The sequence below is a fragment of the Kaistia sp. SLG-1 genome (assembly GCF_059699055.1).
Genome location: NZ_AP048544.1, coordinates 2,090,279 through 2,102,158 on the forward strand (window position 1 = coordinate 2,090,279; position 11,880 = coordinate 2,102,158).

General features: G+C 68.2%; 14 protein-coding genes. 8 read left to right on the plus strand and 6 right to left on the minus strand.

The annotated features are described in order from the left end of the window. The 3 genes from AC6HZP_RS09345 to AC6HZP_RS09355 all read left to right on the plus strand — a co-directional run bounded on the left by AC6HZP_RS09345 (nt 1) and on the right by AC6HZP_RS09355 (nt 2,574). Nucleotides 1–219, plus strand: coding sequence for a hypothetical protein (locus AC6HZP_RS09345; protein ID WP_497526333.1), 219 nt, complete (start codon nt 1–3; stop codon nt 217–219). Further along, nucleotides 212–1,891, plus strand: coding sequence for a proton-conducting transporter transmembrane domain-containing protein (locus AC6HZP_RS09350; protein WP_497526334.1), 1,680 nt, complete (start codon nt 212–214; stop codon nt 1,889–1,891). The genes AC6HZP_RS09345 and AC6HZP_RS09350 overlap by 8 nt, the downstream gene beginning before the upstream one ends. 269 nt (nt 1,892–2,160) lie before the next feature. Then, complete coding sequence (locus AC6HZP_RS09355; protein ID WP_018184086.1) at nt 2,161–2,574, plus strand: Ros/MucR family transcriptional regulator; 414 nt, start codon at nt 2,161–2,163, stop codon at nt 2,572–2,574. A gap of 64 nt (nt 2,575–2,638) precedes the next feature. Here AC6HZP_RS09355 and AC6HZP_RS09360 read toward each other — a convergent pair whose 3' ends face one another. Next, on the minus strand, nt 2,639–2,980 hold the full coding sequence (locus AC6HZP_RS09360) for a hypothetical protein (RefSeq protein WP_497526335.1): 342 nt from the start codon (nt 2,978–2,980) through the stop codon (nt 2,639–2,641). Between the two features lie 277 nt (nt 2,981–3,257). Between AC6HZP_RS09360 and AC6HZP_RS09365 the strand changes: the two genes are divergently transcribed. Both AC6HZP_RS09365 and AC6HZP_RS09370 read left to right on the plus strand, forming a co-directional pair. Then, nucleotides 3,258–3,563 carry a helix-turn-helix domain-containing protein gene (locus AC6HZP_RS09365; RefSeq protein WP_497526336.1) on the plus strand — a complete coding sequence of 102 codons (306 nt, stop codon included), beginning with the start codon at nt 3,258–3,260 and terminating at the stop codon, nt 3,561–3,563. Next, nucleotides 3,563–4,357 (plus strand): DUF6456 domain-containing protein, encoded by a 795-nt coding sequence (locus AC6HZP_RS09370; protein ID WP_497526769.1) that lies wholly within the window; start codon nt 3,563–3,565, stop codon nt 4,355–4,357. Before AC6HZP_RS09365 ends, AC6HZP_RS09370 begins: the two co-directional genes overlap by 1 nt. Here the strand turns inward: AC6HZP_RS09370 and AC6HZP_RS09375 are convergent, their stop codons facing one another. Both AC6HZP_RS09375 and AC6HZP_RS09380 read right to left on the minus strand, forming a co-directional pair. Continuing rightward, nucleotides 4,358–4,795, minus strand: coding sequence for a SufE family protein (locus AC6HZP_RS09375; protein ID WP_497526337.1), 438 nt, complete (start codon nt 4,793–4,795; stop codon nt 4,358–4,360). Between the two features lie 80 nt (nt 4,796–4,875). After that, nucleotides 4,876–5,235: a DUF5330 domain-containing protein gene (locus AC6HZP_RS09380; RefSeq protein ID WP_497526338.1), complete on the minus strand. Its 360-nt coding sequence runs from the start codon at nt 5,233–5,235 to the stop codon at nt 4,876–4,878. Nucleotides 5,236–5,763: 528 nt separating this feature from the next. On the opposite strand from AC6HZP_RS09380, the gene AC6HZP_RS09385 reads away from it, so the two are divergent. Genes AC6HZP_RS09385 through AC6HZP_RS09395 form a run of 3 tightly spaced genes read left to right on the plus strand, consistent with a single transcriptional unit; the run spans nt 5,764 to nt 8,681 of the window. Further along, entirely contained in the window at nt 5,764–7,524 is a 1,761-nt protein-coding gene (locus AC6HZP_RS09385) for a PAS domain-containing sensor histidine kinase (protein ID WP_497526339.1), read from the plus strand. Further along, nucleotides 7,517–8,323: a peptidoglycan-binding domain-containing protein gene (locus tag AC6HZP_RS09390; protein WP_497526340.1), complete on the plus strand. Its 807-nt coding sequence runs from the start codon at nt 7,517–7,519 to the stop codon at nt 8,321–8,323. Before AC6HZP_RS09385 ends, AC6HZP_RS09390 begins: the two co-directional genes overlap by 8 nt. Nucleotides 8,324–8,339: 16 nt before the next feature. Next, complete coding sequence (locus tag AC6HZP_RS09395) at nt 8,340–8,681, plus strand: DUF1491 family protein (RefSeq protein ID WP_497526341.1); 342 nt, start codon at nt 8,340–8,342, stop codon at nt 8,679–8,681. Between the two features lie 2 nt (nt 8,682–8,683). On the opposite strand, the gene AC6HZP_RS09400 is transcribed toward AC6HZP_RS09395, so the two are convergent. The 3 genes from AC6HZP_RS09400 to AC6HZP_RS09410 all read right to left on the minus strand — a co-directional run bounded on the left by AC6HZP_RS09400 (nt 8,684) and on the right by AC6HZP_RS09410 (nt 11,719). After that, entirely contained in the window at nt 8,684–10,135 is a 1,452-nt protein-coding gene (locus AC6HZP_RS09400; protein WP_497526342.1) for a hypothetical protein, read from the minus strand. A gap of 421 nt (nt 10,136–10,556) precedes the next feature. Further along, complete coding sequence (locus AC6HZP_RS09405) at nt 10,557–11,147, minus strand: DUF1254 domain-containing protein (protein ID WP_497526343.1); 591 nt, start codon at nt 11,145–11,147, stop codon at nt 10,557–10,559. Continuing rightward, on the minus strand, nt 11,144–11,719 hold the full coding sequence (locus AC6HZP_RS09410; protein WP_497526344.1) for a DUF1214 domain-containing protein: 576 nt from the start codon (nt 11,717–11,719) through the stop codon (nt 11,144–11,146). Before AC6HZP_RS09410 ends, AC6HZP_RS09405 begins: the two co-directional genes overlap by 4 nt. Between the last annotated feature and the right edge of the window lie 161 nt (nt 11,720–11,880).

Genomic DNA, 11,880 nt, shown 5'->3' on the forward strand with positions numbered 1-11,880 from the left:
ATGGAGCGCACGCGTCGCCGGGTTCTGTTTTGCCTGTTGTTTCTGCTCGTTCTGCTGATCGGCGCCGACCTCTTCGTCGAGCACCACGCCAGTTTCTGGATCGAGGGCACGCCGGGCTTCGCCGCCTGGTTCGGGCTCTCGAGCGCGGCGTTGGCCGTTGCCGTCGCCTGGGGCTGGGCGAGGCTGATGCGCCGTCCGGGGGAGAGCTCCGATGACTGAGACCTTCGGCCCCCTGTCGCCGGCGCTTATCCTCATCCTCGCTGGGCTGCTATTGCCGCTCCTCAAGGGCTGGTTGCGCGACGGTGTCTTCCTGGCCGCGCCGCTCGCCGCGCTCGCCCTCGTCTGGCTGCTGCCGCTCGGGCCGGGACTGGTCGTCGACTGGCTCGGGCTTCCTCTCATGCCGCTCGCGCCCGACCGGATGGCGCGCATCTTCGGCACCGCCTTCGGCCTCGCCGCCGTCGCCGGCGCGCTCTATGGCGTCACGCAGCCAAACGTCGCCGAGAAGGCCGCGGCCCTGATCTACGCCGGCGCCGCGCAGGGCATCGCCTTCGCCGGCGATCTGGTCACGCTGTTCGTGTTCTGGGAAATCATGGCGATCGGCTCGACCGTGGTCATCTGGTCGAACGGCAACGCGCGGGCCGGCCTGCGCTATGCTCTGATCCATGTCCTCGGTGGCGTGCTGCTCTTCGCCGGCATCACCGCCGAAATCGCGACGTCCGGCAGTGTCGCCCTGCAGGCGATCCGCGCCGACAATCTCGGCCGCTGGCTGATGCTCGCGGGCATCCTCGTCAATGCCGGCGCGCCGCCGCTCTCGGCCTGGGTTGCCGACGCCTACCCGAAGGCGTCGTGGTCGGGCACCGTGTTCCTGTCGGCCTTCACCACCAAGGCCGCCGTCCTGGTGCTGATCCGCCTGTTTCCCGGCGAGCCGGCGCTCGTCTGGTTCGGCCTCGCCATGGCGGTCTACGGCCTCGTCTATGCGCTGCTCGAGGACGATATCCGCAAGCTGCTTTCCTATTCGATCGTCGGGCAGGTCGGCTTCATGCTGGTCGCGATCGGCATCGGTTCGGAGCTGGCGCTCGCCGCCGCCGCGCTGCATGCCTTCGCGCACATCCTCTACAAGGCGCTCTTGATGATGACGGCCGGCGCCATCCTGCGCGCCACCGGCGAGACGAGGCTCTCCGCGCTCGGCGGCCTTGCCCGCGCCATGCCGCTGACCGCAGCTGCCCTGCTGGTCGGGGCCTTCTCGCTCTCCGCTGTGCCGCTCACGGCCGGATTTGTCAGCAAGTCCGCGATCCTGGCCGCGCTCGCTGAGGACCAGGCGGGATGGCCCTGGTTCGCGCTGACGGCGATATCCGCCGGGTCGTTCCTCTATGTCGGGCTCAAATTGCCGTGGTTCGCGCTGTTCCGTTCCAGCAAGCCGCGCGATGTGGCGGCGACCGCGTGGTCGATGAAGGCGGCGATGGCGCTTCTCGGCGGCAGCATCCTCGCGATCGGCTGTTTCCCCTCGGCGCTCGCTGGTCTCGTCCCGGAGATCGCCGATGTCGCTGTTATGACGCCGGACCACATCCTGTTCCAACTGCAACTCTTAATCGCCGCAAGTTGCATATTTGTCGGCTTGTTTCCGTTACTTCAGCCCAAAGCCGGATTTACGCTGGATGTCGACTGGTTCTGGCGGGAACTGCCGCGAAAGGCCGCGGTAGTCTGGGGCCTTGCCTGCCGGCCGCTGCAAGACAAGGCCGCTGACCTGCGCGGCATTCTGCACGGGAGCTGGAGGGAAGTCTCAATTCGGGCCGTCGCGCAATTGTCCGGTGCCTCCAACTGGCGGACGGGACGAATCGCCTTCTGGGCGACGGCACTGCTCGCGACATATGTGTTGATCGCGGCATTGTGAATGGGTTTCCGCCGCTCAATGTGAACACGAGAAGATTGACCGAGACGAATCGTCGCGAGCACAAAGATGTGCCGCGGCCTATCGTTGCCGCGACTTAGTGCTTGTCTTTAAGCAACATGACTTATATAGGTGCGACGAAGTAACGGAATTAGCGCGCCGATAGGCACGGTCGCCCCCTGGATTTGTCCGGCGCTGGCGCTTTCGAAGCTGCAAGCTTTCAATTTCTTCGTTACAGAATTGCGATGACACAACCGAAGTTAGGGTAGACCATGATTGAAAAAACGGCAGGAAGCGACCTCATAGATCTGACGGCTGATATCGTCTCCGCTTATGTCAGCAACAATTCGGTGTCGGCCAACGACCTCCCGGGACTGATCACTGAAGTCTATCAGGCGCTGAACCGTACCCATGGCGGCGTGGTCGAGCCCGAGCCCGAGCCCCTGAAGCCCGCTGTGAACCCGAAGAAGTCGGTGTTCCCGGATTTCATCGTTTGCCTCGAGGACGGCAAGAAGTTCAAGTCGCTGAAGCGCCACCTGCGCACGCACTATGACCTTTCGCCGGAAGAATACCGCGAGAAGTGGGGCCTGCCGGCAGACTATCCGATGGTTGCTCCGAGCTACGCGGCTGCGCGTTCCGAGCTCGCCAAGAAGATGGGCCTCGGCCAGCAGCGCAAGCGCCGCTAATCGATCCGCTAGTATAGTTTTTCGAGAAGGGCCCGGCATCGCCGGGCCCTTCTTGTTTTCCGCGTCAGGATCGGTGGATCGGCGTCGATAGCAGCAGGCGCTCGGCCTCATAGGCCTGGCGAAGCGCGATGTGGCGGTTGATGTCATAGGTCCAGTGACCGGCACGGCCGCGCATCCGCTCGGCCCGGAGCGCCCGCGCCAGCCTGGCGACGATCCGGCGGCGCATCGCCTCGCCGGTATCGGCCATCTCCTCCGGCATCATTGGCAGCAGGGGAGGCAGGGAGGTCTGCCGTCGGTAGGCGGCGACACCCGCGGCGACGATTGTGCCAACCGCCTGTTTCGCCCGGTCGGCCACCGGCATCGATTTCGAGGAAGGGCCGCGAGTGCGGCGCGATGGGTCGATCATGACGGGCTCCGTTGTTGCGGAACCCATTGTCGGGCCGTGGCGATACGCGGGGATTGGCTCGGGCTCTGTCCCCGCATCGCTGCCGGATCCGCCGGACGGCTCGTTCGAGCCCGAAAAGAATCTATCCCCGTGCTTGCGGCCTCGGTCTAAGCTGTCATAGGATTATTTTCCTATATCGCCGAAACAAGCGGGAGGGAGCGGAATGGACGCACGATCGGACCAGACACCGGACCGGGAGATCCGGCGGCGACAGCGGGAGCAGGAGGGCACAAAGCGAATGCTCGTCTCCATCGTCGGCTCCGCTCTCGATGTCGAGGCGGGCGACCTCTGTGCGACGGGTCGTGGCACGGCGCAGGCCGCCTATGCCCGCCAGGTCGCGCTCTATCTCGCCCATACGACGCTCGGCCTCACCTATACCGAGGCTGGCCAACTGTTCGGCCGGGACCGGACAACGGCCGCGCATGCCTGCCGCCGGATCGAGGACGATCGCGAGCAGGCGCGGGTCGATCAGTTGGTCGATTGCCTCGAACGGGCGGCGAGCCGCTCCATCGGCCGCCGGTCCGCAGCCGGAGGGCGTTCGTGATGGCGGCGCGCGCGGCGTTGAAGCTGGCGCGGCGGCTTGCGACCGCCGGCGCGCGGATCGAGCGGGCGGCGGACGGCTATGTCCTCGCCTCGCCGCTGTCGGCGCGCCGGATGGGGGTCGACACCGCCGATGTCAAGGCGCTGCTGGCGGATGGCGCCCTCGCGGCGGACGGATCGGACGGGCTGGTGCTCTCCGCCGCCGGGCGGGTGATGGTGCGCCGGTCGCTCGCCGGCGGCGACGATTTCTCTAGCCAGCACCAGGCGCGCGAAACGCAGACGATCGAGCGGGATGGCGGCCGGCACAGCGTGACGGTCGACATCAGCGAAAGCCCGCTCGCCTGGCTGCGCAGCCGCAAGGGGCGCGACGGCAAGCCGCTGATCGACGACGCCGCTTTCCAGGCGGGGGAGAGGCTGCGCGCCGATTTCACCCGGGGCCAACTCATGCCGCGCGTGACCTCGAACTGGTCGGCGGCGGTGGCGAGCGGCCGGCGCGGCGGCGCGGGCGGCATGGCGGAACTGACGGAGGCGGCGCTTTCAGCCCGCATGCGCCTTGAGAGGGCGCTCACGGCGGTGGGGCCGGAGTTCTCCGGCGTGCTGGTCGATTTCTGCTGCTTCCTCAAGGGGATCGAGGACATCGAGACGGCGCGCGGCTGGCCGAAGCGCTCGGCCAAGCTGGTGCTGCTGCTGGCGCTCTCGGCGCTCGCCCGTCACTACGGCCTCGCCGTGATGGCGCGGGGAGGCGAGGGCGGAATGCGGCACTGGGGAAGCGAGGACTTCCGGCCGACGATCGGCTGATCAGCCGGCGGCCGCGGCCGCCTCGGTCTTGATGCGGTTCACCATCGAACGCAGCCCGTTCGAACGCTGCGCTGTCAGATGCTCGCGAAGGCCGATCTTCTCGAACACGGCCTCGGCGTCGGTCTCGACGATCTCGGCTGCCGGACGACCGGAAAAGAGAGCGATGACGATGGCGACGAGACCGCGCACGATCAGCGCATCGCTGTCGCCCTTGAAGTCCAGATGCGGACCATCGGCTTCCTGCCGGACGTTCTTCTCGAGCCAGACCTGGCTGGCGCAGCCCTGCACCTTGTTGGCGTCGTTATGCGCTTCCGGCGCCAGCGGCGCGAGGCCGCGGCCGAGCTCGATCAGATAGCGATAGCGATCGTCCCAATCGTCGAGAAAGGCGAAATCGTCGAGAATCCGGTCGATGGGGGCGAGCGTGGCGGTGATGTTCATGGTCTCTCGCATATAGCGTCTCGCGGACCGCTATGAAACCGCCGGGGCGAAAGAATGACGTTGTTGGCGCGCGGTTCCGGTCAGGCGTTGCGGTCGTGCGCCTTCGGAGCATGCCACTGCGGCGCCATGTCGGCGGGCGTCAGCGTGCCGTCCTTCGCGACGCCCGGCAGGGTCGGCATGGCGAGCTTGCCGTCGACCGCGTTGTAGAGGAGGCCGACGCCATAGCGGGCCTTGGCGCCGAAGGCGGCGAGAGCCGCGCCGCCGCTGCTGCAGACATCCGGCTGGCGCTCGCACATGCCGGCGAGGTCGGAGACGGCGCCCTGTGCCGCGACGAGGGCGTCGATCGCGCTGACGCGGGGCGCGTCGGTGCCGCTGTTCGGGTCGCCCGGGATCAGCAGAACGACGACCGAAAACCAGAATGCTGCCCGGATGAGAAACATGGAACCAGCCCTTCCGACTGTGCCTGAAACGCGGGACGGTCACGGCTTCTCCGTGAACCTGTCGCCACCTTAGCGGGAGCGGCTATAGGCCAGGTTGAGATGCAACGCCGAATTTGAGCAATGGCGTTCGCAGTTTGCTAACCATGAGCAACTTGCGCGGGAGGGGGCGGCGGCTGCGCTGTGCGGCAATTCTCGACTTTGTTCATCGCGGGCATCTTTCCGGCAGGCTTATCGCCTCCGCCCTACCGATTCGGTCTTGAGCCGAGGTCGGCCACGAGGTGGCTCCATGCCGCCGCGATGCCGTAACGAGGGCCAGCCAGCCAGCAATTGTCACGCCGGCGCGAGTATTTCTGCGCCAAAGGACCGGCTTGAGCCTTGCCGCCGATCGCGTCGTTCGCCCTTTGTGTCCGCCCCCTTAGGGTTCCTTTAAGCGCCGGCTGCCATGATGCCCTCATTGCCGGATGGTCAGGCGCGGAGGTTCCGCGACGGGGCCGAAAGGCCGGAACGAGCGTCACCGGTGTGTTGCGTATGACGGTTTCCTTCGAGCCCTTGCGGCGCGTTATCGATGGACTTGTGCATGGTTCGGCCAGCGAGGATTCGCTGGTCGCGAGCCGGCACAGGGCCTTCATCGCCGCCCATCTTGCCGTCGGGCTCGGTGTGCTCCTGCTGTTCCCGATCTGGCTGGCGCTTTCCGGCGCCCCTTCGTTCGGCTCGGCGGTCGCCTTCGCCTTCCTCGCCGCGCCGCTGCCGATCGCGGCCTTCCTGTCGCGCACCGGCCGCTATGAGGCCGCGCATCTCCTGTCGGCGCTGGCGCTTGCGGGGCTCGTCGTCCTCGGCGGCGCGCTGACCGGCGGGCTCCAGTCGCCCGCGCTCATCCTTCTCGCCATCGTCCCGGCGGAAGCCGCGCTTTCCGGCGCACGCCGCATCACGCTTGCCTCGATCGGCATGGCGGCGGTCGCGCTCGCCGCGCTGGCGACGGCGTCGCTGGCCGGATGGCTTCCGGTCGAAAGCGGGGCATCGGCCGGCTTCGTGCCGATCCTCATCATCGCCGCGCTGCTCTATGGCGCCGGGCTGGCGCTGCGGATCGAGCAGGTCTATCGCGAGGCGGATCTTGCCGCGCGGGACGGCGAGGCGCGCTACCGGATGCTGGCGGAGAACGGCACCGATCTCATCACCCGTCACAACAGCGTCGGTGCGCTCGAATATGCGTCGCCCGCCGCGCGGACCATGCTGGGCTGCTCCGCCGCCGATCTCGCCGGCCACGGCCTGTTCGACCGCGTCCATGTCGCCGATCGCCCGGCCTATCTGCACGCGATCTCCGAGACGGACAGGACCGGCGAGCCGCGCACGCTGGAGTTCCGCCTGCGCCGGGCCGATACGGCCTCCGATTTCCTCTGGGTCGACATGCGCTGTCGCCCCGTCCTCGATCCCGCGACCGGCGTCCGTACGATCGTCGCGGTGATGCGCGACATTACGGAAGCGCGGACGCAGCAGACCGAGATCGTCGCCGCGCGCTCTTCGGCCGCCGAGGCCAACCAGTCGCAGATCCAGTTCCTCGCCCATGTCAGCCACGAGCTGCGCACGCCGCTCAACGCGATCATCGGCTTTTCGGAAATGCTGGAGCGCGAGCTGTTCGGCAAGTTCGAGATGGCCCGCCATCGCGACTATATCCGGCTGATCCATTCTTCCGGCGAACACCTGCTGCAGGTCGTCAACAGCGTGCTCGACATGTCCAAGATCGAGGCTGGCAAGTTCGAGGTCGTGGCAGCGCCGTTCCCGGTCGCGCCGCTGGTCGATTGCGTGCTCGACATCATGTCGCAACAGATCACGGGCCGGGGGCTCAAGCTCGTTCGCCGGATCGATCGCGACCTGCCGGACGTCGTCGCCGACCGGCGCGCCTGCCGCCAGATCCTGCTCAACCTGCTGTCGAACGCGGCGAAGTTCACCGAAGCCGGTGGCACCGTGACCGTCGCGGCGCGACTGGAAAGCGGCGACCTCGTGCTCGAAGTCGCCGATACCGGTGTCGGCATCGCCGCCAGCGACCTGCCGCGCATCGGCACGCCCTTCGTCCAGGCGGACGCCCGCCACGAGCGCCGCGCCGAGGGAACCGGACTGGGTATCTCGGTGGTGAAGGGACTGGTCGAGCTGCAGGGAGGTACGTTCACACTCGCAAGCGAGGCGGGCCGTGGCACCACGGCGACCGTGCGCCTTCCCCTTCGCAACCGCCGACCCACCCTTGTCGGTGGGGCCGGGCCTGTCCTCGAGGAGAGGGAGCGCCGGCGTGCGTGAGGCCCCGACCCGGCGCAAGCGGCCGGCCGCCCGCTCCAGGAAGCCCGTCAAGGACAGCGAGGGGCTGCTCAGCCGCCTGGCCGACAAGGTGATCGAGAACCCGCTTCAGTCAGGCGGGCTCGTGGTCATCCTGATCGTCGGTTCCGTGATCGTCTCCAACGCCGCGTTCCTGCAGACGAAGCGGCATCCTGATCCGCTCTTCGTGACGCGGGGCGGAACCGCGCAAGATCAGTCCGATACGGCATCGTCCGATGGGGAGCCGGCCCCCGTGCCGCTGCCGAAGAGCCGGACGCAGGTGGCGCTGCCGCACACGCAGCCTCAACCGACCCCCGTCTCCACCAGCACGGTAGCGGCAGCGACGCCCAGCAACCTGATCGCGGATACGCAGCAGGCGCTGGCCGCCGCCAAGCTCTATACGGGCGCCGTCGACGGCGTCATGGGCCCGCAGACCAAGGCGGCGATCTCCGCCTTCGAGAAGAAGATCGGCCTGATCCCGACCGGCCAGCCGAGCGCCCGGCTGCTCGGCCAGATCCGCAAGGGCCAGCCGCGCGCCGAGGTCGCCGAACCGGCTTCCACCGGCTCGATCGAGGATCCGGCGACCCGCGCCCGGATCAAGAAGGTGCAGGTCGCCTTGAACCAGATCGGCTATGGGCCGGTTGATGTCGATGGGCGCGGCGGCGGCAAGACGGCGAATGCCATCCGCCGTTTCGAGCTCGACAACGGCCTGCCGATGACCGGCGCGGCGGGCGACGCGGTGATCGCCAAGCTGGTCCTGATCGGCGCGATGGGCACGCTTTGACAGCCAGGAGGCGTTGATGCGCCTGACATCCGGCCTCTGGGTGGCGGCCTATGTGCGACGTGCTTTCGTCGAGGGGGCGTTCGCGGCGGTCGTCCGGCGCGGCTCCGAGGAGGCGGGCGCCATCTTCGTCGTCGTCGACTGGCTCGACGGCACGGTCGATCTCTACGGGCCGGCCCCGCAGACGGCGTTTGACGACAGCAAGCCGACCGACCGGCTGTTCTCCCATATCGGCAAGCGGATCGATCGCCTGGCTCTGCAGGCGCGGATCGCGTCCGAAATGCGGTTCGATCCGGACGTCTGGGTGGTCGAGATCGAGGACCGCGCCGGCCGCGCCTTCCTCGACATCGCCACAGACTGACTTCAGCCCATCGTACCCGTCAGCACCGGTTTCGCCTGATCCGGCTTGGCATGGTCCGCCGCGTGTCCGGTCGCAGGCTGGCGCGTTTCCTTGCGCGGCGCATCGGCGAAATGGGGCTGGTGCGACGGGCTGGCGGCCGTGCCGTCGCTCCGCCATTCGGCGACCAGGCGATCGGCGACCGCCTTCTCCAGGCCACCGAGCAGGCCGGTGAGCCGAAAGAACGTCTCGACCGCCGAACTGATCACCGGATTGGCGAGCAGCAGCACCTGCTGCGCCTCGGCATCGGCGAGGCCGATCGCCCTGAGGAGCACCACCAGCGCCTCGCCGGAAGGGTCGTCGAGCAGGGCGGTGACCCTGTCGACGTCGAGCCGGAGACCGTCGGCCAGCGTCCGGATCAGCGCGTCGCGCTGACGCTGGCGGGCGAGCAGGCTGAGCCGCGCCCGGCTCATCGCCGCGCGGAAGGCATGGTCGATTTCCATCGGCGTCAGCCGGGAAGGCTGGATCGGCGCTCCCGAGATCGAGGCGAGCCGCGCCAGGCGGCCGGCGCGGTCGAGGTCGAGAAATGCATCGGTCGCATGCGGCGCCGCAACGGCAGCCGGCGCGACCGGCTCGGCCGCCTCGGTCGTTGCGATCGGGGCCGGCGCGAGCGGTTCCGGGGCCTTGGCCGCAGCGACGGGAGCGGCCGCCGGGGCGGACTTTTTGGCCTTCTCCGGCTGGGCGGCAGGCTGCTTCTGGGCGCGTGTGAGCGATTCGAACGTCCGGCGCGACAGGCCCTCGGGCACCGGCGTCTCGGTCGCAATCGCCGTCAGCTCGGCGCTGAGGCTCGCAGTAAGGACCCGCGCGGCGGCGAGCGCCGACAGGGGGGACTTTTCGGGCGCGATCTGATTCGCGGGCTCGACCGGCGCTACCTCGGGTTTCGAGACGGCGGGGACAGCGGGCTCTTCCGGCGCGGGAGCGACTGCCGCGACCGCGGGCAGGGGCTCCGGAGCGGCGGGTGGCGGCGGGATCTCGTAGGCGAGCGGCGCATCCTCGGCCGCCTCGGGCAGCAGCGCGATCGTCTCCGCGTCGCCGGTGAGGCGGAGCGCCTGCACGATGTCGGGGGCGAGGTCGTCGCGCGCCGCGATCATGCGGAAATGCGCCGGCCCGGTCGCCGCCAGGATCGCCAGGAGATCGAAGGAGGACAGCTCGGCATGGCGCAGCACCGGCGAGGCGATCTCGACCAAGTCCTTGCCCAGCATGCGTAAAATCGCGCCCGGCGCATCCGGGTGGCGGGCCAGCCGCTCCGCCACGAAGGCGCGGTCGGCCGGCGTCACCTTGGTCAGGAAATGCGCGGTCAGTTCTTCGAAGCGGCGAATTTCCGCCTGGTCGTGCGCCTTGTCGAGCACGAACAGTTCCGTCGTTGCGCGGAGCAACGCGGCATCGCGGCTTTGCTGGCTCGATACGGCCATGGCCATGAGACCATCCGAAAAATACGAGGGATGCATGATGACGCGTTACCCGAAGTGCCGTCGACGCGATCGCAAATTCCGGTGGCAAGCCCCGATCGCCAAGCCCGTGCCGATTGTGCCCGGAAGTCGTTAGCGTTCCGTTAACCTTGCCGGTCCGTAAATGGTGCTATTGTGCTTGAGAGAGTGTCCGCCAGGCAGTCGGGGCGTCGATCCGGCCGAACGGACCTCGAAGGAGGTCACATGGGCACCATACTGACCTACACGGCAGCCCGGCGCAGACGCGCGCGGTCGGAGCTCCCGAAAGAGGGGACCTGCCAGATCATCATCTTCTCGGGCGTCCGCATCGATCGGTCGCGGCCGGAGCGGCCGGTGCCACCGCCATCCACGACGGCCGCGCAACGACCGACGCCGGGTCGCGGCGCTTGAGCTAGTTCTTCTCGTCGGGAGCGACGGGGGCGGGGGCTTCCGCCGAGGGCAGCTCGGCGGAGCAGTTGGCCGCGCGCAGCATGGTCTCCGCTTTGCCGAGCAGCGTCGGATCCGCGACGAAGCTGCGGATCAGCGCGAAGCCGCGCGTGATCGGCACCTGGATGACGATCGACTGATCGAGGGCGGCGATCGGGTTCTCGCGCAATTGCGCCATCTGCACCGGCGTCGCGATGACGAGGTCGATGTCAGCCCGCTCGGCCGAACGGTCGTTCAGGCTGTAGACATTGCTGCCGCGCCGATTGAACACCGCGATCGACCAGAAATCGTCCGGCATCGCCGCCTTGATGCGGATCGGCCCGTTCTCGAGCGAGAAGCGGCAGGCGGCATACGCCATTTCCGGATCGAGATAGGGCAGCGGCTCGGTGCCCGGCTCCGACATCGGCAACAGATGGAACGCGCCGTCTCGCCCGAACCGGCCGAGCGAGGTCCAGGCGTCGCGATTGGCGAAATCCGGCAAAAGCAGGATGGCGGCGATATGGATGATGCCGCCGAGAAGCAGCCCGCCGAGGACGTAGAGGAGGAGGCGGATCATGAGCAGCCGACCCTCTCGATCGCCGGCAGCACGATGTCGCCGATCGCAGCCCCTCCGGAAAGCGGCGTGTCGTAGAGGCGGAGGATCAGCCGGATGCGCTCGCCGGTCGTGACCGGCAGCCAGTTGCCCGGCTGCGGCTTCGGCGCCACCGCAATCTCGAAGCTGCCGTCCTCGCGCCGCAGGATTTCGCGCGAGTGGAAGGCCGTGCGCCGCGCCGGATTTTCCATCAGGTGGCCGTCCTCGTCATAGACGGTCAGCGTCCAGAGCCGCGCCGGCGGCGTCTGGCCGGAGACGCGGTAGCGGCAGCCGCCTGTGAGGCGTTGGCCGGACGAATCCACCTCTGCGCTGAAGGCGAGGCCCTCGCCGCCGCCGAGCGGCACCTCGCCGGAGCGCGCCAGCATCGCCTCGGTATAGGGATCGGCGTTCGGGCTGCCGGAATCCGGCCACGCCGTCCACGCCCCGCGCGTCACCGCGCCGAACAGCCGGTCGCGGTCGAGCACCAGGAACGCCGAGCCGAGGCCGACGACAATGGCGATCGCGATGGCGACGGCGAGATGGATCAGGAATCGCAAGGGCGGCCTCGAAATGGAGCGCGGCGACGATAACGCGGCCGGACGATGGACGATAGCGCGCTCGTTGCAAAGCGATGCCGCACCCGGATGCGCCCAGCGCGGAATACGACGGCAGGAAACGGGTTGCCAGATGCAACGAGGACGGGCAGAGCTTCTGCACC

Excerpts from the sequence above, each read along its gene's own strand:
- AC6HZP_RS09350 (WP_497526334.1), top strand. The coding sequence starts at position 212 with ATGACTGAGACCTTCGGCCCCCTGTCGCCGGCGCTTATCCTCATCCTC.
- AC6HZP_RS09345 (WP_497526333.1), top strand. The coding sequence starts at position 1 with ATGGAGCGCACGCGTCGCCGGGTTCTGTTTTGCCTGTTGTTTCTGCTC.
- AC6HZP_RS09370 (WP_497526769.1), top strand. The coding sequence starts at position 3,563 with ATGGCGGCGCGCGCGGCGTTGAAGCTGGCGCGGCGGCTTGCGACCGCC.
- AC6HZP_RS09360 (WP_497526335.1), bottom strand. The coding sequence starts at position 2,980 with ATGATCGACCCATCGCGCCGCACTCGCGGCCCTTCCTCGAAATCGATG.
- AC6HZP_RS09405 (WP_497526343.1), bottom strand. The coding sequence starts at position 11,147 with ATGATCCGCCTCCTCCTCTACGTCCTCGGCGGGCTGCTTCTCGGCGGC.
- AC6HZP_RS09395 (WP_497526341.1), top strand. The coding sequence starts at position 8,340 with ATGCGCCTGACATCCGGCCTCTGGGTGGCGGCCTATGTGCGACGTGCT.
- AC6HZP_RS09355 (WP_018184086.1), top strand. The coding sequence starts at position 2,161 with ATGATTGAAAAAACGGCAGGAAGCGACCTCATAGATCTGACGGCTGAT.
- AC6HZP_RS09380 (WP_497526338.1), bottom strand. The coding sequence starts at position 5,235 with ATGTTTCTCATCCGGGCAGCATTCTGGTTTTCGGTCGTCGTTCTGCTG.
- AC6HZP_RS09400 (WP_497526342.1), bottom strand. The coding sequence starts at position 10,135 with ATGGCCATGGCCGTATCGAGCCAGCAAAGCCGCGATGCCGCGTTGCTC.
- AC6HZP_RS09385 (WP_497526339.1), top strand. The coding sequence starts at position 5,764 with ATGACGGTTTCCTTCGAGCCCTTGCGGCGCGTTATCGATGGACTTGTG.
- AC6HZP_RS09375 (WP_497526337.1), bottom strand. The coding sequence starts at position 4,795 with ATGAACATCACCGCCACGCTCGCCCCCATCGACCGGATTCTCGACGAT.
- AC6HZP_RS09365 (WP_497526336.1), top strand. The coding sequence starts at position 3,258 with ATGCTCGTCTCCATCGTCGGCTCCGCTCTCGATGTCGAGGCGGGCGAC.